General features: G+C 27.6%; 17 protein-coding genes. 13 read left to right on the top strand and 4 right to left on the bottom strand.

Annotation, left to right across the window (positions count from 1 at the left end):
* The first annotated feature begins 131 nt into the window (after nucleotides 1-131).
* From Q1J78_RS02385 to purB, 11 genes are all read left to right on the top strand, one after another.
* Nucleotides 132-887 (top strand): YkgJ family cysteine cluster protein, encoded by a 756-nt coding sequence (locus Q1J78_RS02385; protein ID WP_300277542.1) that lies wholly within the window; start codon nucleotides 132-134, stop codon nucleotides 885-887.
* A gap of 37 nt (nucleotides 888-924) precedes the next feature.
* A complete protein-coding gene (locus Q1J78_RS02380; RefSeq protein WP_300277539.1) occupies nucleotides 925-1,869 on the top strand; it encodes an MBL fold metallo-hydrolase in 945 nt (314 codons plus the stop codon).
* Between the two features lie 69 nt (nucleotides 1,870-1,938).
* Nucleotides 1,939-2,742, top strand: a complete 804-nt coding sequence (gene yjbM, locus Q1J78_RS02375; RefSeq protein WP_300277536.1) for a GTP diphosphokinase — start codon at nucleotides 1,939-1,941, stop codon at nucleotides 2,740-2,742.
* A 6-nt stretch (nucleotides 2,743-2,748) separates the two neighbouring features.
* A complete protein-coding gene (locus Q1J78_RS02370; RefSeq protein WP_300277533.1) occupies nucleotides 2,749-3,441 on the top strand; it encodes a metallophosphoesterase in 693 nt (230 codons plus the stop codon).
* Between the two features lie 30 nt (nucleotides 3,442-3,471).
* The gene (locus Q1J78_RS02365) at nucleotides 3,472-4,038 is read left to right on the top strand and encodes a 5' nucleotidase, NT5C type (protein ID WP_300277530.1); all 567 of its coding nucleotides are present in this window, start codon (nucleotides 3,472-3,474) and stop codon (nucleotides 4,036-4,038) included.
* A 10-nt stretch (nucleotides 4,039-4,048) separates the two neighbouring features.
* The gene (locus tag Q1J78_RS02360; RefSeq protein WP_300277528.1) at nucleotides 4,049-4,537 is read left to right on the top strand and encodes a hypothetical protein; all 489 of its coding nucleotides are present in this window, start codon (nucleotides 4,049-4,051) and stop codon (nucleotides 4,535-4,537) included.
* 497 nt (nucleotides 4,538-5,034) lie between these two features.
* Nucleotides 5,035-6,315, top strand: a complete 1,281-nt coding sequence (locus Q1J78_RS02355) for an adenylosuccinate synthase (protein ID WP_300277525.1) — start codon at nucleotides 5,035-5,037, stop codon at nucleotides 6,313-6,315.
* Nucleotides 6,316-6,460: 145 nt separating this feature from the next.
* A complete protein-coding gene (purF, locus tag Q1J78_RS02350) occupies nucleotides 6,461-7,864 on the top strand; it encodes an amidophosphoribosyltransferase (protein ID WP_300277522.1) in 1,404 nt (467 codons plus the stop codon).
* 18 nt (nucleotides 7,865-7,882) lie between these two features.
* Nucleotides 7,883-8,953: a carbamoyl phosphate synthase small subunit gene (locus Q1J78_RS02345; RefSeq protein WP_300277519.1), complete on the top strand. Its 1,071-nt coding sequence runs from the start codon at nucleotides 7,883-7,885 to the stop codon at nucleotides 8,951-8,953.
* Entirely contained in the window at nucleotides 8,953-12,159 is a 3,207-nt protein-coding gene (gene carB, locus Q1J78_RS02340; protein WP_300277516.1) for a carbamoyl-phosphate synthase large subunit, read from the top strand. The genes Q1J78_RS02345 and carB overlap by 1 nt, the downstream gene beginning before the upstream one ends.
* A gap of 96 nt (nucleotides 12,160-12,255) precedes the next feature.
* A complete protein-coding gene (gene purB / locus Q1J78_RS02335; RefSeq protein WP_300277513.1) occupies nucleotides 12,256-13,686 on the top strand; it encodes an adenylosuccinate lyase in 1,431 nt (476 codons plus the stop codon).
* A gap of 128 nt (nucleotides 13,687-13,814) precedes the next feature.
* Here purB and Q1J78_RS02330 read toward each other — a convergent pair whose 3' ends face one another.
* The 4 genes from Q1J78_RS02330 to fba all read right to left on the bottom strand — a co-directional run bounded on the left by Q1J78_RS02330 (nucleotide 13,815) and on the right by fba (nucleotide 18,097).
* Entirely contained in the window at nucleotides 13,815-14,705 is an 891-nt protein-coding gene (locus Q1J78_RS02330) for a LysR family transcriptional regulator (RefSeq protein ID WP_300277510.1), read from the bottom strand.
* 364 nt (nucleotides 14,706-15,069) lie between these two features.
* Nucleotides 15,070-15,606, bottom strand: a complete 537-nt coding sequence (epsC, locus tag Q1J78_RS02325) for a serine O-acetyltransferase EpsC (protein WP_300277507.1) — start codon at nucleotides 15,604-15,606, stop codon at nucleotides 15,070-15,072.
* 44 nt (nucleotides 15,607-15,650) lie between these two features.
* Nucleotides 15,651-16,559 (bottom strand): cysteine synthase A, encoded by a 909-nt coding sequence (gene cysK / locus Q1J78_RS02320; RefSeq protein WP_300277504.1) that lies wholly within the window; start codon nucleotides 16,557-16,559, stop codon nucleotides 15,651-15,653.
* Nucleotides 16,560-17,170: 611 nt separating this feature from the next.
* A complete protein-coding gene (gene fba, locus Q1J78_RS02315) occupies nucleotides 17,171-18,097 on the bottom strand; it encodes a class II fructose-1,6-bisphosphate aldolase (RefSeq protein ID WP_300277501.1) in 927 nt (308 codons plus the stop codon).
* Between the two features lie 324 nt (nucleotides 18,098-18,421).
* On the opposite strand from fba, the gene Q1J78_RS02310 reads away from it, so the two are divergent.
* Both Q1J78_RS02310 and rlmD read left to right on the top strand, forming a co-directional pair.
* Nucleotides 18,422-19,147 carry a pseudouridine synthase gene (locus Q1J78_RS02310; protein WP_300277498.1) on the top strand — a complete coding sequence of 242 codons (726 nt, stop codon included), beginning with the start codon at nucleotides 18,422-18,424 and terminating at the stop codon, nucleotides 19,145-19,147.
* A 74-nt stretch (nucleotides 19,148-19,221) separates the two neighbouring features.
* A complete protein-coding gene (gene rlmD, locus Q1J78_RS02305) occupies nucleotides 19,222-20,589 on the top strand; it encodes a 23S rRNA (uracil(1939)-C(5))-methyltransferase RlmD (RefSeq protein WP_300277495.1) in 1,368 nt (455 codons plus the stop codon).
* Nucleotides 20,590-20,604: the final 15 nt, after the last annotated feature.

Raw genomic sequence — 20,604 nt, 5'->3', positions numbered from 1 at the left:
AAATCGTCAAATACATTATATTAATTATTATAAAATAAAACATATAAAAGAATTATATATTAACAATAAGATGAATTAGATTTTTATATATGTTAAAATAAAAGAATTAAATGTTATAAAGGAGAAGAAACATGGCGAGTATAAAAAAAGATGAAATAAAAAAATCTATAGATTATGCCAAAAAAAACAATATATTTGAAAAACTAAACCAAATATATGAAACTGTTCCATCTGGAAAATGCGAAGGTTGTGCTAAATGTTGTATGGAATCAGTAGGTATAAACTTAACTGAATTTTTAAATATATATAAATATCTAGAAGAAAGACCAAATATGTATATAAAATATATAGATAAGGTATTAGATTATTATTTTATGGAATATAAAGAAAAAAAATCATGTCCATTTTTAGATAATAATAATATGTGTTCTATATATGAAGTTAGACCATTAAATTGTAGATTATTTGGTCATTGGTATAAAAATGATTACAATACAAATCTAGATTCTATAAAAGAAAAAAATAGAGATTATAGGAATTTAATGAAATCTAGATATGGATTTGAGATAAGTGAAGATGTTGTAGAATATAGAATAGAATATTGTGAAAAGTTTTTACCTAAAAATGGAAAAAGACTTCTAAAAGAAGAAAGATTATCATATCTAGATCAAATAATGATATTAGATTCTCAGATATACTCAAAAGGAATGATAAACATAGATTTTAGAGATAGAGGAGTTGTTGAATATTTTATAGATTCATTATTTTTTACAGATACAGCGTATAATATAAAAATAAAAATTTCTCAAGATTTTGATAAAGGGGAAAAAGTTCTTAAAAGAATAAAAAAAATTGTATCTATAAACAATGAAAAAATTAATATATAATTACAACAAAATAATTAACTAGAAAAAGAGTGATATAATGGAAAAAATAGCTAAAAATACATATTTTATAAAAGGTGGTACAAATACAGGAATATATACATATAATAATAATGCTGTAATCATAGATCCTGGATTAGCAGGAGCTAGACCTAAAAGAATATTGAATAAATTAGAAAGTATGGGATTTAAAGCAAAATATATACTAAATACACATGAACACGATGATCACTATGGTGGATGTGGACAATTAAAAGATAAAGAAAAAGCTATAATAAATGCATCTTCTGAATATGCAAAGTTATATATAGAAAATCCAATATTGTTTCCTACATATATAATGGGAGGAAATAGTTCTGATATTATGATAAAATCATCTAAACTTACAGAAAAAGACATAACAAAAGTCGATATGATTTTATCAGAAGGAATACTAAACTTAGATACAGGAAAAAATCTAAAGGATAATGGAAGAAAACTAAATGAAAATGAAATAAGAGTGATAGATTTAAAAGGACATACTGAAGGAAGTGTAGGTTTTATAACTCCAGATAATATATTCTTTGTAGGGGATTTATTAATAGGAAATGAAATGATTGAAAAGTTTGACTTTCTATTTACTTTTGATATAGAAAAATATTTGGATTCTCTTGAAAAAATAGAATCAATAAGTTATGATAAGATAGTTTTGGGTCATTCTAAAAAAATAATAACAAAAGAAGAATCTAAGATACTAATAGAAAAAAATAGAATGAGTATAATAAAATATATAAATCAAGTAAAAAATATGCTGACAAAAGAAAAATTAGGATACGAAAAAATTTTGAAAAATATTATAAATGAAAATAAACTTAAATGCAATTATAAAGAATATCATTTCTTTAAAGCGTCTCTTGTTTCACTTATAACATATTTGATGGATAGAAAAGAAATTGATTATATTATAGAATCTGGTGAATTATTATATTTTTCAAAAGAAATATAGATTTTAGAAAAATTTATCTTAAAGTATGTTAAAATATACAATGGAAAATTTTGAAAAGGAGGTAAAAATATGCAGTATGAAGAATGGAAAACAATACTAGCTCCTTACAATAATGCAGTAGAAGAATTAAAAGTTAAATTTAAAAACATAAGAAAAGAATTTCTTGAAAGAGGGGATTATTCTCCAATTGAATTTGTAACAGGAAGAACAAAAAAAATTGCGTCTATAGTTGCAAAAGCAAAAAAATTAAATGCAACAGATATAGAAGCTGAAATAGAAGATATAGCAGGAATAAGAATAATGTGTCAATTTGTTGAAGATATATACACTATAGTAGAACTTATAAAAAATAGAACAGATATGACTATTATAAATGAAAAAGATTATATTAAAAATTATAAAGAAAGTGGATATAGAAGTTATCATGTAATAATAAAATATCCGATTAATACAGTAAATGGATCTAAGGAAGTAATTTGTGAAATACAGATAAGAACACTTGCAATGAATTTTTGGGCTACAATAGAACATTCATTAAAATATAAGTATGAACATTATATACCAGATACTCTAGCAGTAAGACTTAGAAGAGCAGCAGATGCAGCCTTTCTTTTAGATCAAGAAATGGGTGAAATAAGAGAGGATATTATGAATGCCCAATCAATGTATCAAATGAGAGAATTAGCTGTTAAAGATGTACTTGATAGAATACAAGAAGTAAGAGAACTAGGATACACAAATAGTGCTATTCAATATCAAAGAAAATTAGATATGATTCAGAATTCAATGCAAGATGTAAATCAAGTACTAGAAATAAAAAAAGAAATCGGTGAAAAAATAGAAGAAATAAAAAATCATAAAATAAAGGAATAGATTTATATGAGTTTATATGCGATAGGAGATTTACATTTATCGTCTTCTGTAGATAAACCTATGGATATTTTTGGAAAAAAATGGGAAAATCATGATGAAAAAATAAAATATAATTGGGAAAAAATAGTAGATAAAGAAGATGTTGTATTGGTGTTAGGTGATGTATCTTGGGGAACAAAAATGAAAGATGCACAATCAGATTTTGATATCATTCACAATCTTCCTGGTAAAAAGTATTTTATCAAAGGAAATCATGATTATTGGTGGACAACAGTTACAAAGATGAATAAAATGTATGATGATATGAAATTTATGCACACTGAATTTTGCACATATAAAGATTATGCTATATGTGGAGGAAGAGGTTGGATTTGTCCAAATAATTATAAATTTACAGAAGAAGATGAAAAAATTTATAAAAGAGAAGTGATAAGAATAGAAATATCATTAAAAGAAGCAAAAAAAGCTGGATATGAAAAAATAATAGTTATCACTCATTATCCACCTACAAATGATTCAATGGATTCTTCATTATTTACAGAGTTATATGAAAAATATGGAGTTGAAAAAGTATATTATGGTCATTTACATGGAGAAGAATCTTTTAAAATGGGACTTAAAGGAGAAAGAAATGGAATAGAATATAATTTGGTATCAGCTGATTATATAGATTTCATACCAGTTAAAGTAATGGATTAAGTTTATAAGAAGGTGTAAATTAGAATAAAAATGGGTATAAAAATAGGCATAGATATAGATGGAACGGTAACAGATCCTTATGGATTTATACCATTTTTGAATGATATTTTCAAAAAAAATATAACAAAAGAAGAATATAATACTTTAGATTGGGAAAAATTATATGGTAAGGTAGATGGAGATTTTTATGAAAACTTTGATGAAAAATATAGTTATACATATGAATTAGCAGAGCCAATAGATTTTTCAATAGATGTTATAAAAAAATTTGAAAAAGTAAAAGAAATAGATATATATTTTATTACAGCTAGAAGAGAATGCTTAAAAGAGATAACTAAAAAGTGGTTTAAAAAATACGGGATAAATACAGATAATATATATATGTTAGGGCCAGTTAAAAAAAGTGGAAAAGCTCTTGAACTAGGATGTGATATTTTTATTGAAGATGATCCTAAAAATGCTAAAGATATTTCTGAAAAGGGGATAGAAGTTTTATTAATTGATACAAATTACAATAAAAACTTAGATTGCAAAAATGTATCAAGAGTAAAAAATTGGATAGATATAGAAAAAATTATTTTTGATAGACTGAAATAGGGGGATAAAAATGGTTTCTTTAAAACTACATAGTAATAGAAAAAAAATAGATGTGAAAAGCAGAGATATAAAAATTTTACTTGAAGCTAGTGATGATATAGAAAATTGTCAAGATATTTCTGATACTATAAATGAAGAAGATATATTAGTATTTGATTGTCAATTATCAAAAGAATTATTTTCAGCAAAGTATGATTTAGAGGCATTAATAGAAGCCCTTGGAGAAGAAGTAGATGATGGGTATTTTGATATGTTTTATGAAGATGTTAGAGATTATATAAAAGGATTTTCTGATGATATAGAAGCTGAAATACAAGAAAAATATGGATTTGATGATGTAAGATGCAATTTTAATATATATAGTATAAATCAGGATTTTGATGATTTTAAATTTATATTTATAGTAGCATTTAAAAAGATAGAAATAAAAAAATTAAATAGTATAGCTCAAATATTGGGAAAAAGACGGCTTTTAGGAGCATCTAAATTTTATAGTTAAAGTTAATAATTAATAATAGAGATTATAAAATTTAATATAGATTATAAAGAATATTGAAATTAAAATTCAATATTCTTTTTTTGTATAAATAATATCGATAATTCTAACTATATAGAATTGTTAATTATAAATAATATTATAAATTATTAAAAAATAATTTGATTTTAAAAAGCAAATAATAAGATTCTTTAAATAAATTTAGATATAATGTAAATAAAGATTTAGTAAACAATTTCCCTAGATTGACAGATAAGTAAAATGAATGATATAATAATATGTATTTAAATAGGAGGGTGTTTATCAAAGAAAGAGAGGTGTTTTTCTAATTTAAAGAATAATGTTTATACTTATCTTTGGTAAACACTTTTTTTGAGGGAATTTATCAAATATATTTATTTTCTTAAAATAATATTTGTAAATTTTAGATTGTACGGAAATATTATAAAAAATAGTAAATACAATTATTATCGAAAAAGCGATAGGAAGGATTGGTGAATATGTTAACAGCAATAACAGGAATAAACTGGGGAGACGAAGGAAAAGGTAGAATGGTAGACCTACTTTCTGAAGATTACGATGTAGTTGTAAGATATCAGGGTGGAAACAATGCGGGACATACAGTAATAAATGAAAAAGGTAAGTTTGTACTTAATTTACTTCCATCTGGAATTTTAAGAGAAGATGTTGTAAATGTTATGGGGAACGGTGTTGTAATAGATTTAAAACATCTTCATGGAGAAATGGGAAGATTAAGAGAAGCTGGAATAAAAATAACTCCAGAGAACTTAAAAATAAGTGATAGAGCAATAATTTGTACACCTTATCATGTACAACAAGACTGTCTAGAAGAAGAAAGATTAAAAGATGCAAAATATGGATCAACAAGAAGAGGCATAGCTCCTGTATATGGAGATAAATACATGAAAAAAGGTATAAGAATGGGAGATTTATTAGATAGTGAAGAATCTCTAAAATCAAAAATAGAAGGTATAGTTAATTGGAAAAATCTTTTCATAGAAAAAGGATACGGAGCAGAAAAATTAGATGCTGAAGAAATTTTTGCATGGATAAAAGAGTACGGATATGAATTAAAAGATTATATATGTGATACAGGTCTTTTCATAAATGAAGCTGCAGAAAAAGGTAAAAATGTAATGTTTGAAGCACAGTTAGGTGCATTAAGAGATATAGATTTCGGTATATATCCATTTACATCTTCTTCATCAACAATAGCTTCTTATGCTCCAATAGGTGCTGGTGTACCAAACAGAAAATTAGATTTAACTGTAGGTATAATGAAAGCATATTCAACTTGTGTAGGAGAAGGACCTTTTACAGCTGAATTATTTGGAGATGATGCAGAACATTTAAGAAAAGCTGGAAATGAATATGGAGCAGCTACAGGTAGACCAAGAAGAGTTGGTGGATTTGATGTTTTAGCATCAAAATATGGGGTAAGAATGCAAGGAGCAGATGAAATTGCTTTAACTAAATTAGATGTTCTTTCATATATGGATAAAATACCAGTTTGTACTGGATATACTGTAGATGGAAAAGAATTAGATGTTTTCCCAATAGGAGAAAAATTAGATAATGCTAAACCAGTTTATGAATATGTTGAAGGATGGCATGAAGATATATCTGGTTGTAGAAAATTAGAAGAATTACCAAAAGCAGCTATAGAATATGTAAAATATATAGAAAAAGCTGTAGGTTGTAAAATAAAATATGTTTCAGTTGGTGCTGAAAGAGAAGAATATATAGTTATACCAGACTAATAATTGCACTGACTAAAAGATTTAAAAGTGCGGGATATGTTCTATATATTTTTATAGTTCGTATCCCGTATTTAAAAGAAATTATTGTGGAATTTATAAAAATGTATGATTTTATAAATAAGGTTATATAAAAGAGGAATATTAAATGTTAGAAAAATTAAGAGAAGAATGTGGAGTTTTTGGAATAAGAACAAAGGATAATGATTCTGCGACAATGACACACTCTGCACTAATGGCACTTCAACACAGAGGGCAAGAAGGTGCAGGAATAGCATCATTAATAGGAGAAAAAATAAATTTATTTAAAAATAAAGGATTAGTAAATGAAGTTTTTTCTCATAAAGATATAAATGATTTAGGAAGTGCAGAAGTTTCAATCGGTCATGTTAGATATTCTACAACAGGATCTAATTCAAAATCAAATACCCAGCCAATATTGGCAGAGTATTTAAGGGGAAGATTGGCAGTAGCACATAATGGTAATATAGTAAATTCCATGGAAATAAGAAAAGAGCTTGAATCAAAAGGCTGTATATTCAGATCGACAAATGATAGTGAATCTATAGCAAAACTCATAGCTTTTGAAATGCTTACAGAAGAAGATGAGATAAAAGCTATAATAAAATCTGTCAACAGACTAAAAGGAGCTTTTTCATTAGTTATAATGACATCTGAAAATAAATTAATAGCTATAAGAGATGGTTGGGGATTTAGACCTTTATGTATAGGAAAAGGTAAAAATGGAATTGCTGTATCATCAGAAAGTTGTGCTTTTGACAGCGTAAACTATGAGTTAGTAAGAGATGTAGAACCAGGAGAGATGGTCATAATAAATGAAGACCTCTCTATAGAAAGTAAAATAATTTTAGAAAAAGAAAAAAAGGGATCTTGCATATTTGAATATGTGTATTTTGCTAGAACTGACTCAAATATAGATAATTTAAATGTATATGATGCTAGAATAAATATGGGAAAAGAACTTGCAAAGCAATTCAAAATAGATGCAGATGTAGTATGTGGAGTACCAGACAGTGGAATAGAAGCTGCTATTGGATATTCAAAAGAAAGTAATATACCATTTGAGTTTGGGTTTGTAAAAAATAGATATATAGGAAGAAGTTTTATATTTCCAACTCAAGAACAGAGAGAAAAAGCAGTTAAGTTAAAGTTAAATCCTCTTGCAAGTAATTTAAAGAATAAGAGGGTTATATTAATCGATGATTCTATTGTCAGAGGTACTACAAGTGCTAAGATAATACAAAATGTAAGACAGGCAGGAGCTAAGGAAGTACACATGTTAGTATCTTCTCCAATGTTTAAACATACTTGTAACTTTGGTACAGATATAGATAATGAAGAAAATTTAATTGCCAATAAGATGACATTAGATGAAATAAGAAAAAGTATAGGAGCGGATTCATTAGGATTTATAAGTATAGAAGGATTAAAAAATGCTTGTAAGAATAGTAAAAGAGAGTTCTGTACAGGATGTTTTGATGGAAATTATCCGCTTATTATAGATAATTATAGTAAAACACAGTTTGAGTAAAAAAAGGAGGAATTAACATTGGATAAGAAAGTAAACTTAATTCTTGAAAATGGAAGAATTTTCGAAGGAAAATCTTTTGGACGGGAAAAAGAAATAACAGGTGAAATAGTATTTACTACTGGTATGACAGGATATCTTGAAACATTAACAGACCCTAGTTATTGTGGTCAGATAGTAGTTCAAACATTTCCACTAATAGGAAATTATGGAATTATAGAAGAAGATGCAGAAAGTGATTCATCTTTTGTAAAAGCATATGTTGTTAGGGAATATTGTGAAAATCCATCTAATTACAGATGTGGAGGAACAATAGATGAATATCTTAAAAAGAAAGATATACCAGGAGTATATGGAATAGATACTAGAGAATTAACAAGAATACTTAGAGAACATGGTACTATGAAAGCTAAAATAACTTCTGAACCTATAAATAAAGACGAAAAAATAGAAGTTGAATATTTTGATATGGTAGAAGCAGTAACTTGTGATAAAACATTTACTGATAAAGTAGAAAATGGAAAATATAATGTAGTATTATGGGATTTTGGTGCAAAAAGAAATATAAGAAGAGAATTATTAAAAAGAGGTTGTAATGTAACAACTGTACCAGCATCTACAACAGCTGAAGAAATAAAATCACTAAATCCAGATGGAATAATGTTATCAAATGGACCTGGAGATCCAAAAGATAATGTAAAAATAATATCTGAATTGAAAGAACTATGTAAGGCTAATATTCCTACATTTGGAATATGTTTAGGTCATCAGCTTTTAGCTCTTTCTCAGGGAGGAACAACTGAAAAATTAAAATATGGACATAGAGGTGGAAACCAACCAGTTAAAGATCTTACTACAGGAAGAATATATGTATCAAGCCAAAATCATGGATATGCAGTAAGTAATGAAAAATTACCTCAAAATGCAGAATTACTATTCACTAATGTAAATGATGATACTTGTGAAGGTATAAAATACACTGATATGCCAGTATTTTCTGTACAGTTCCATCCAGAAGCATGTGGTGGCCCACAAGATACAGCATATTTATTTGATAGATTTATAAGCTTAATGGAAGGAGTAGAAATATAATGCCTAAAAATAATGATATAAAAAAAGTACTTTTAATAGGATCAGGTCCAATAGTTATAGGACAGGCAGCAGAATTCGATTATTCAGGAACACAAGCTTGTCAAGCATTAAAGGAAGATGGAAAAGAAGTAATACTTGTAAACTCAAATCCAGCGACAATAATGACAGATAATACTATGGCGGACAAGATATATATAGAACCGCTTACTGTAGCTACTCTTAAGAGAATAATAGAGAAAGAAAGACCTGATAGTATATTATCTACATTAGGTGGACAAACTGCATTAACACTTTCAATGCAGTTAGCAAAAGAAGGATATTTAGATGAAATGGGAGTTAGACTTTTAGGTGCTGACCCTGAAACAATAGACAAAGCAGAAGATAGACAGATGTTCAAAGATACTATGATAGAAATTGGACAACCAGTAATACCTTCAGAAATAGTAGAAGATTTAGATTCTGCAGTTGAATTTGCAAGAAAAATAGGATATCCAGTAATAGTTAGACCAGCATTTACTTTAGGTGGAAGCGGTGGTGGAATCGCATACACTGAAGAAGAATTTAAAAAGATAGCAGAAAATGGACTAAGATTATCACCAATAACACAGATATTAGTAGAAAAATGTATATCTGGTTGGAAAGAAATAGAATTTGAAGTTGTAAGAGATGGAGCAGGAAATTCTATAACTGTTTGTTCAATGGAAAACTTTGACCCAGTTGGAGTACATACAGGAGATAGTATAGTAATAGCTCCAGCAGTAACACTTGCAGACAAAGAATACCAAATGCTTAGAACAGCAGCTATAAAAATAGTTGATTCAATGGGTGTTGAAGGTGGATGTAACTGTCAGTTTGCACTAAATCCAAATAGTGATGAATATGCAGTAATAGAAGTAAATCCAAGGGTTTCTAGATCATCAGCTCTTGCATCTAAAGCTACAGGATATCCAATAGCAAAAGTTGCAGCAAAAATAGCATTAGGATATAGATTAGATGAAATAAAAAATGAAATAACTAAAAAAACATATGCTTGCTTTGAGCCAGCTCTTGATTATGTTGTAGTTAAATTCCCTAAATGGCCATTTGATAAATTTGTATATGCAAAAAGAGAATTAGGAACACAGATGAAAGCAACAGGAGAAGTAATGGCGATAGGTCAAAACTTTGAAACAGCTCTTATGAAAGCAGTAAGGGGATCTGAAAATAAAACAGATTGTTGTACTTTACCAAAAGTAGCTAAATATACAGATGATGAAATAAAAAAAGCACTTCATGTATGTAATGATGAAAGAGTATTTGTAATATACGAAGCATTAAAAAGAGGAGTTGCTTGTGAAGATATACATGAAATAACAAAAGTAGACAACTGGTTCTTATATAAAATGAAAAATATAGCAGAATTAGAAGTTAAAATAGAAAAAGGAAATATAGATGAATCTACTTATAAATTAGCAAAAAAATATGGTTTCCTTGATTCTACAATAGAAAGAATAAGTGGGGAAAAAGTAAATTATTCAGCACCAGCTTCATTTAAAATGGTAGATACTTGTGCTGGAGAGTTTAAAGCTGAAACACCATATTTCTATAGTTGCTGTGATGAAATTAATGAAGCAGATGAATTTATAGAAAGAACAGGAATAAGAGAAAGAAAAACAGTAGTAGTAATAGGTTCAGGGCCTATAAGAATAGGTCAAGGTATAGAATTTGATTATTCAGCAGTACATTGTGTATGGGCTCTTAAAAAAGCAGGATTCGATGTTGTTATAATAAATAATAACCCAGAAACAGTATCAACTGACTTTGATACAGCTGATAGACTTTATTTTGAACCACTTACACCAGAAGATGTAATGAATGTTATGAATACTGAAAAACCATATGGAGTAGTAGTAGCATTTGGAGGACAGACAGCTATAAACTTAACTAAGTTCCTAGAAAGTCAAGGAATAAATGTCATAGGATCTAGTGCGGAAAGCATAGATATGGCAGAAGATAGAGAAAGATTTGATGAATTATTAGAATCTTTACATATAAAAAGACCTCAAGGACATACAGTTCTTACAGAAGAAGAAGCATTAAAAGCTGCAAATGAATTAGGATATCCAGTATTAATGAGACCATCGTATGTACTTGGTGGACAAAATATGATAATTGCATTTGGCGATGATGATATAAAAGAATATATGGAAATAATTTTAAAATCTAATAAAAAAGATAACCCTATATTAATAGACAAATATATGATGGGTGTCGAAGTTGAAGTAGACGCTATATGTGATGGAGAAGAAATATTAATTCCAGGGATAATGGAACATATAGAAAGAGCAGGAGTTCACTCAGGAGACTCTATAGCTGTTTGTCCTTCATGGAATATTAGTGAAAAATTAAAAGAAAAAATAGTTGAATACTCAAAACAACTAGCAGTATCTTTAAAAACTAAAGGTCTTGTAAATATACAATATGTTATATATGATGGAAAAATATATGTAATAGAAGTTAATCCAAGATCTTCACGTACAATACCATATTTAAGTAAAATATCAGGAGTACCTATGGTTGAACTAGCTGTAAGAGCTATGTTAGGAGAAAAAATAAAAGATATGGGATATGGAACAGGTTTATTCAAAGGACAAAAATATTTTGCAGCAAAAGTACCTGTATTCTCATTCGAAAAATTAATAGATTTAGATGTACACTTAGGACCTGAAATGAAATCTACAGGAGAAGTTTTAGGTATAGGTAGAAATTTAAAAGAAGCAGTATTTAAAGGATTAGCAGCAGCAGGATACCATATGGAAAAAGATGGTGGAGTATTTATATCTGTTAAAGATAGTGATAAAGCAGAAATAGCCGAAGTAGCAGAAAAATTTGAAAGATTAGGATTTAAATTATATGCTACAAAAGGAACTGCAGAAGTACTTAAAAAAGAAGGAATGGATATAGCAATAGTTAACAAAATTCATGAATCAGATAAAAATACTACAAGTGAGCTTATCGAAACTGGAAAAGTTAAATATGTAATATCTACTTCATCAAAAGGAAGAATACCTACAAGAGATAGTGTTAAAATAAGAAGAAAAGCAATAGATTATTCAGTACCTTGTTTAACTTCAATAGATACAGCAAATGCCTTAGCAGAAAGTTTATTAAGTCATTATTCTGAAGAAAATACAAGACTTGTAGACATAAATTCAATATACAAATAAAATATTAAAAGAATTGAAAACTACATAGATGAGAGTTTTTAGGACTAAGCATCTATGTAGTTTCTATTTTAAAAATAAATAAAAACGGAGGATATTATGAACGAAATATATCAGTCACCATTAACTTCACGTTATGCAAGTAAAGAAATGAAACAAAATTTTTCTAATGACAAGAAATTCCGTACATGGAGAAAATTATGGATAGCTTTAGCTGAATCTGAAATGGAATTAGGATTAGAAATAACTAAGGAACAAATAGATGAATTAAAATCACATAAAGATGATATAAATTATGATGTAGCAGTAGCTAGAGAAAAAGAAGTTAGACACGATGTAATGTCTCATGTGTATGCTTATGGACAACAATGCCCAAAAGCAGCTGGAATAATACATTTAGGAGCAACTTCTTGTTATGTTGGAGATAATACAGATTTAATATTAATGTATGAAGGGATGCAACTTGTAAGAACAAAACTAGTAATGACTATAAAAGCACTTGCAAAATTTGCTGATGAATATAAATCTCTTCCAACTTTAGGATTTACACACTTCCAACCAGCTCAGCCTACTACTGTAGGTAAAAGGGCTACATTATGGATACAAGATTTATTATATGATTTAGAAGAAATAGAACATTTCTTATCAGATAAGAGACTTCTTGGTTCAAAAGGAACTACAGGTACTCAAGCATCATTCCTTGAATTATTTGAAGGAGACTATGAAAAAGTAAAAGAACTTGATAAAAAAATAGTTGAAAAAATGGGATACGATAAGGCTATAGCTGTTTCAGGACAGACATATACTAGAAAAATAGATAGCAAAGTTCTTAATATATTATCAGGAATCGCTCAATCAGCTACAAAATTTTCAAATGATATAAGACTATTACAACACTTAAAAGAAATAGAAGAACCTTTTGAAAAGAAACAAATAGGCTCATCAGCAATGGCATATAAAAGAAATCCAATGAGAAGTGAAAGAATAGCAGCTTTATCTAGATATGTAATGGTAGATGCATTAAATCCAGCTATAACTACGGCAACTCAATGGTTTGAAAGAACTCTTGATGATTCAGCAAATAAAAGAATAAGTATACCAGAAGCATTTCTTGCAGTAGATAGTATCCTTAGTCTATATTTCAATGTTGCAGATGGATTAGTTGTTTATCCTAAAGTTATAGAACAGAGATTAATGAGTGAACTTCCATTTATGGCAACTGAGAATATAATGATGGATGCCGTTAGAAAAGGTGGAAATAGACAAGATTTACATGAAAGAATAAGATTACATTCATTAGAAGCTGGTAAAATGGTTAAAGTAGAAGGAAAGAAAAATGATTTAATAGAGAGAATTGCAAAAGATGATATGTTTGGAGTTACTCTTGAAGAATTAAATGAAATACTTAAACCAGAAAAATATGTAGGATGTGCTCCTATGCAAGTAGATGAATTTATAAAAAATGAAGTTAATCCAGTTTTAGATAGATATAAGGACGATAAAGATGTAGATAGTGAAATAAATGTATAAATCTTAAATATAAAAAGGGATTGGATAATAGGAGTTTTATCCAATCCCTTTTTTAAGAACTCTACAAAGTGATTTAAATAACGACAGATAAATTAAAGAGTCCTGTTAAAAGCTAAGTAATATATAAATTATAAATTATTAGTATTTTTTTCTATAAACAATTTAAATTCATTTATAAGTGGAATTTCATAAGATGTTTTTAAATAAGCCATAAATATTATGTTTTCCCAATCTAAATCAGAAATTTCAATTGATTTAACACCTTTTAAATTTATTGAATTATTTTCAGGAACTATTGAAACTCCAAAATCTCCAGAAACTAAAGGTGTTATTACATTTATATCATCTGTTTTATATGCTATATTAACTATATTTTCCTTTTTATCAAAATAATACGATAATTTTTCTAAAAGAGTTTGATTTTTAGTATAAACAATTAAATTATATTTCAATATATCATCCATACAGACGCATTCTTTTTGAGAAAGAGGATGATTTTCTGAAACTAATAAAATTGGTTTTTGTTTAAAAACGGGTATATATTCTATATTTTTTTCGTTTATACATTTAGAACAAAATATAAAATCAAAATTTTTAGAATTCAATCCATCTATTAATTCTTCAGTAGAATTAGCATTATAATGAAATTTAAAATCTATTTTTTTATCCGTATGCATATCTAAGAACTTTCTTGCAATATCTGGAATGAATGATGATGACATATTTTTATGGAACGCTATATCAATACAACCTTCTCCAATTTCAGAAAGGTGAATAGAGTTTATACTATCATCGATAAGAGATAAAGCTTTTTCTATATCTATTAAAAATTTTTTGCCTGCCCTAGTAAGAACAATATTTCTTCCTTCTTTTTCGAATAGACGGATATTAATCTCTTTTTCTAAAGATGATATCGCATGACTAAGACTAGGTTGTGTTATAGAAAGTTGCTCAGCAGCTTTAGTATAATGCTCAAGATGAGCTAATGTAACAAAATATTTAAGATGATATAAATTCATAAGAAATCTCCTTTTAAAGTTACAACAAAATAAATTTTTTTTGTAATATATTTGTATTTATAGAAAAAATATATAAATACAATAATTAATTATTTAACATTATAACATAGTATGAAAACTTTTTCTATAAAAGTTATAAAATATATAAATTATATAAGTAAATATCAACTATATAATTTCTTTTAAATAAAAAAATATATATAATATACAAAAAAATATATATATTTTTATAAAAATGAAAACAAAAAAAGTATAATAAATCTAAAAATTAACAATAATTATCTAAAAGATATAGACTAGAATAATTATAAAATATAATTTATAGATAAATTGTTATTAATGTTTTTAAATAAAAGTATAAGTTTTATAAAGAGATATTTACTTTTTCTCCGTTTAATTTAACAACTTTAGCGGGGATTCCAACAACAGTTGAGTTTTTAGGAACATTTTTTAAAACTACAGCATTAGCACCTATTTTTGAATTCGACCCAATACGTATATTGCCTAAAACTTTAGCACCAGTAGATATAGTAACTCCATTTTCTATAGTAGGATGCCTTTTACCCTTATCATGACCAGTACCTCCAAGTGTAACTTGATGAAATATAACAACATCATCTCCAATTTCTGCTGTTTCACCTATAACTATTCCATTACCATGATCAATAAAAAGCCTTTTTCCTATAGTAGCACCAGGATGTATTTCTATACCAGTTAAAAATCTAGATAATTGAGATACAAATCTAGCTAAAAATTTTAATCCTATTTTGTTTATAAAATGAGCTATTCTATGAAAAAATATAGCATGTATTCCAGGATAATTAATTATTATACTAAAAGCATTTGTTGCTGCAGGGTCTTGAAGTTTATATGTATCTATAATATTTTTAAAAGCATTCATAAATTACCTCCAAAAGATTTAATTACTTAAAAGTATTAGTTAAATTATTCATATAAATCAGTAGACAAATATCTCTCCCCATTATCAGGAACTATAAACAATACTTTTTTGCCTTTACCAAGTCGTTTTGCTGTTTTTATAGCTGCTGTAAGAGAAGCACCTCCAGATATTCCTAAAAGTACCCCCATTTTCAAAGATGAATTTATAGCACTCGAGTATGCTTCATTAGAAGATACTAATTCAATATTATCAATTAGATTTGTATCTAAAATAGGTGGAATAAAACCAGCTCCGATACCTTGTATTTTGTGAGAATTAGGATTTTTACCTGAAAGAACAGCAGATTTATCAGGTTCAACAGCTATGATTTCAATATTATTAAAATGAGTTTTTAATTTGCGAGCGTTACCAGTTAAAGTACCTCCTGTTCCAACACCAGCTACAAAAGCATCTAATGTATCAAAATCATTTATTATCTCTAAAGCTGTAGTATTTGAATGTGCATATGAATTGAGTTCATTATTAAATTGATTTAACATCTTATAACCATTATTAGCAATCAAATCCTTAGCTTTTTTTATTGAACCAGACATACCATATTTACTAGGTGTTAAAATTACTTGTGCACCATAGGCTTTCAAAATTTTTTGTCTTTCAATGCTCATATTATCAGGCATAACAATTATAGAATTTAGATTATTGGCAGATGCAGCCATTGCAATTCCAATTCCTGTATTTCCACTAGTGGCTTCTATTATCGTGTCACCTGCTTTTAAACTTCCATCTGATAGTAATTTTTCAATTATATAGACAGCAACTCTATCTTTGACAGAGCCTGCTGGATTAAAAAATTCTAGTTTACCATATATTTCAGCACTATCATCAGATTCAAATTCTTTAAATCTAAGAATAGGGGTATTTCCTACAGTTTGTGTTATTTTGTCGTATATCATAAAAGACCTCCATATATAATGATTTATTTTTTTTGATAAAATTATGATTGTAAACAATAAATTTATACTAAACAAATGAGTACAAATTTAGATACCAATAAAAGTTATTAAATTTTAAGATTTTAATATATTTTGAAATTATAAATAGAAATAAATGTATATTTTGATAAAATTCTAGAACTGTATTTTGAATGAAAATTTAAATTATATATGAAATGTACATATAAAAAACAAAAAGCTATTTTCATAGAGAACTTGTAATAATTAGAATTAAATTAATCTAAAGGGGATGAAAGTAAAATTTTATTAATTCATTATTACAAGCATTATTTTATGAAAACAGCTTAAAAATATCTATATTTAGTTATAATTAAAAATATTACAAAAATTAATACTGTCTCTTAGAAGAAGTTACAATCTCGCTACATAAAATATTTCTATTTAATTTTTTTGAAGTTATAAAACAACAACAACACATAGCGCAATCACTCCTTCCTTTATTTTAAGTATTATTTTATAGATTATAGAAATAATATACCTAAATTTTAAATATGTCAAGTAAAAAAAGAAAGTGTGATAAAAAATCACACTTTCAAATAATCAAATTATAATTAGTTTATAGAGTTTTCTGAACCTAAAACTTCATCTATTTTGCTTTCTACAACAGCCTGTATAGCATCTTTACCAGCACCTATGTATTTTCTTGGGTCGAACTGAGATGGGTTTTCAGCTAAGTATTTTCTTATTGCAGCAGTCATAGCTAATCTTAAGTCAGTATCCATGTTTATTTTACAAACAGCCATTGAAGATGCTTTTCTTAACATATCAACTGGAACACCTTTAGCACCAGCTATATCTCCACCGAATTTATTACAAGTAGCAACAGATTCCTGATCAACTGCAGAAGCACCGTGAAGTACTATTGGGAAACCAGGTAATTTATTCTGTATTTCTTCTAATATATCGAATTTTAATTCAGCTTCACCTTTGAATTTGAAAGCACCATGAGAAGTACCTATAGCTATAGCTAATGAGTCAACTCCTGTTCTTTCAACGAATTCAACAGCTTCATCTGGATCAGTGTATTTGTGTACATCTGAACTAACTTCATCTTCTACACCAGCTAAAACACCAAGTTCAGCTTCTACAACTACTCCTCTTTCATGAGCGTAGTCAACAACTTCTTTAGTAACTCTTACATTTTCTTCAAAATCAAAGTGAGAACCATCTATCATAACTGAAGTAAATCCAGCATCTATACATGATTTAACAGCTTCGAAATTTGGACCGTGATCTAAGTGAAGAGCAACATCTACACCTATTTCATCAGATGCAGCTTTTACCATTTCAACTAATGTATGAGGTCCAGCATACTGTATAGCTGATTTAGAAGCCTGTATCATAACATATGAATTTTTAGCTTTTGCTCCCTGTAAAACACCCTGTAACTGTTCTAAGTCACTTATGTTGAATGCACCTATAGCATATCCGCCTTCATAAGCTTTTTTAAACATTTCTTTAGTAGTAATTAAAGCCATTTTTAAATCCTCCTATAAACTTTTAAAAATTTATCCATCATATATATTATACAAATAAAAACAAAAAAGGTATATAGAAAATTGAAAAACTGTTATTTGTAAACATTTTCTTTTTGAAAAAATTTAAATTTTTAATATTATTGGCATTGTATAAAAATTGCATAAAGAAAAAATTATATAAAAATATAAAAATAATAATAAAAATCAATTTATGATAAATATTTTGATTACAAAAAGGATATATTTTTTCTGTTAATTATGAATAAAAAATGATAATATTAATATATTATGACATAAATAAAAATTTTAAAGGGGGGGAATAATTTGGCTAAAAAGCAAAGAGTAGATAAAGTACTATCTAATTTAGGCTATGGAAGTAGAACAGAGATAAAAAAATTCTGTAAGCAAGGTCTTGTTTTTGTAAATGGAAAAGCAGTTTCTAATCCTGGGCTTCAAGTAGATACTGATATAGATGAAATATTGTTCAACGGAGAAAAGATAAACTACAGAGAATTTATATACTTAATGATGAATAAACCAGACGGATATATTTCTGCAACGTTTGATAAGCACGATCCAATAGTGCTTGATTTAATAGATGATGAGTATTTAGTATTTGAGCCATTTCCTGTAGGGAGGTTAGATAAAGATACTGAAGGGCTTCTTGTATTAACAAACGATGGACAGCTTTCTCATAGGGTATTATCGCCTAAAAAACATGTTCCTAAGACTTATTATGCTAAGATAGATGGCAAAGTAACACAAGATGATATAAAGGCTTTTAAAGAGGGTGTTATATTAGATGATGGATACAAAACTATGCCATCAGAACTTGTTATATTAAAATCGGATGATATATCTGAGATAGAACTTACTATACATGAAGGAAAATTCCATCAAGTAAAAAGAATGTTTGAAAGTGTTGAAAAGAAAGTGGTATATTTAAAAAGACTTTCTATGGGAGCTTTAAAATTAGATGAATCTTTGGAACTTGGTGAGTATAGAGAGCTTACAGATGAGGAAGTTAAATTAATAGAAGTTAGAGAATAAATTTTTAAAATACAATTAATGCGATAATATAATATTGAGTAATATAGATTAAAAATATAAAATAGGAGGCAAATGTGAAAAAGAGAGATATAATCGAATTTGAAATTGGTAAAATGGAATTTGGCGGAGTTAGTATAAGCCAATATGAAGATAGAAGAATAAAAATGAAAGGTGGTATAAAAGGTCAAAAGGTTAAAGCTGCTGTAAAGAGAACAGGAAGAGGAAAAGCAGATGTAAAACTAGTAGAACTTTTAGAAAAATCACCTATAGAAACAGCAGATGTATGTCCACATTTTGAAGGTTGTGGAGGTTGTACAATGCTTTCAGTTGATTATAAAAAACAACTTGAAATAAAAGAAGAACAGGTTTTAGACTTATTTAAAGATGCTGGAATAAAAGGATTTGAATTTTTAGGAGTTCAAGGAAGTCCTAATAATACAGAATATAGAAATAAAATGGAATACACTTTTGGAGATGAAGTAAAAGGAGGACCACTTACACTTGGACTTCACAAAAAAGGCAGACATATAGATATACAAACAGTAGACGGATGTATGCTAGTTGACTCTGATTTTAATACTATATTAAAAGAATCATTAGGATTTTTCCAAAATACAGAATTACCATATTATAGGGTTGTAAATCATGAAGGATACTTAAGAAATTTAGTAGTTAGAAAGGGTATACATACAGACGAGATAATGGTAAATATAGTTACATCATCTCAATATGATTTTGATATGTCAAAATTTGCAGATATGATAAAAACTCTTGAACTAAAAGGAAATGTTGTTAGTATACTTCACACTATAAATGATGGACTTGCAGATGCAGTACAATGTGATGAAATGAGAGTACTTTATGGCGTAGATTATATTCATGAAGAGATATTAGGTCTTAAATTTAAAATATCTCCATTCTCATTCTTCCAGACAAATACAAAAGGAGCTGAACAACTTTATACTATAGCAAGAGAGTTTATAGGAGATCATTCTAATAAAGTTGTTTTCGATTTATACAGTGGAACAGGTTCTATTGGACAGCTTATGGCAGAAAAAGCTAAAAAAGTTTATGGAATAGAAATAATAGAAGAGGCTGTTGTTGCAGCTAATGAAAATGCTAAATTAAACGGACTTGATAACTGTGAATTTATAGCTGGAGATGTTAAAGATACTGTTAAAAATCTAGATGTAAAACCAGATCTTATAATAGTAGACCCACCAAGACCAGGTATACATAAACAGGCTATAAAAGATATATGTGATTTTGGTGCTAAAGAAATAGTTTATATTTCTTGTAATCCTAAAACACTAGTTGATGATTTAAAAGATTTTATTGGATATGGATATATTCCAGAAAAAGTTAAATGTATGGATATGTTCCCAAATACTCCACACTGTGAATCAGTAGTAAAATTATATAAAATAATGAATATGGCTTGATGTAAATAAGTTATA

It is taken from the genome of Peptacetobacter sp. (genome assembly GCF_029264495.1).
Lineage (GTDB): Bacteria > Bacillota > Clostridia > Peptostreptococcales > Peptostreptococcaceae > Peptacetobacter.
Note: the sequence above shows the minus strand (reverse complement) of the source record. Positions and strands in the feature narration are given on the sequence as shown.

Coding starts and splice junctions, on each gene's coding strand:
- Q1J78_RS02385 (WP_300277542.1), top strand. CDS start 132: ATGGCGAGTATAAAAAAAGATGAAATAAAAAAATCTATAGATTATGCC.
- Q1J78_RS02380 (WP_300277539.1), top strand. CDS start 925: ATGGAAAAAATAGCTAAAAATACATATTTTATAAAAGGTGGTACAAAT.
- yjbM (WP_300277536.1), top strand. CDS start 1,939: ATGCAGTATGAAGAATGGAAAACAATACTAGCTCCTTACAATAATGCA.
- Q1J78_RS02370 (WP_300277533.1), top strand. CDS start 2,749: ATGAGTTTATATGCGATAGGAGATTTACATTTATCGTCTTCTGTAGAT.
- Q1J78_RS02365 (WP_300277530.1), top strand. CDS start 3,472: ATGGGTATAAAAATAGGCATAGATATAGATGGAACGGTAACAGATCCT.
- Q1J78_RS02360 (WP_300277528.1), top strand. CDS start 4,049: ATGGTTTCTTTAAAACTACATAGTAATAGAAAAAAAATAGATGTGAAA.
- Q1J78_RS02355 (WP_300277525.1), top strand. CDS start 5,035: ATGTTAACAGCAATAACAGGAATAAACTGGGGAGACGAAGGAAAAGGT.
- purF (WP_300277522.1), top strand. CDS start 6,461: ATGTTAGAAAAATTAAGAGAAGAATGTGGAGTTTTTGGAATAAGAACA.
- carB (WP_300277516.1), top strand. CDS start 8,953: ATGCCTAAAAATAATGATATAAAAAAAGTACTTTTAATAGGATCAGGT.
- purB (WP_300277513.1), top strand. CDS start 12,256: ATGAACGAAATATATCAGTCACCATTAACTTCACGTTATGCAAGTAAA.
- Q1J78_RS02330 (WP_300277510.1), bottom strand. CDS start 14,705: ATGAATTTATATCATCTTAAATATTTTGTTACATTAGCTCATCTTGAG.
- epsC (WP_300277507.1), bottom strand. CDS start 15,606: ATGAATGCTTTTAAAAATATTATAGATACATATAAACTTCAAGACCCT.
- cysK (WP_300277504.1), bottom strand. CDS start 16,559: ATGATATACGACAAAATAACACAAACTGTAGGAAATACCCCTATTCTT.
- fba (WP_300277501.1), bottom strand. CDS start 18,097: ATGGCTTTAATTACTACTAAAGAAATGTTTAAAAAAGCTTATGAAGGC.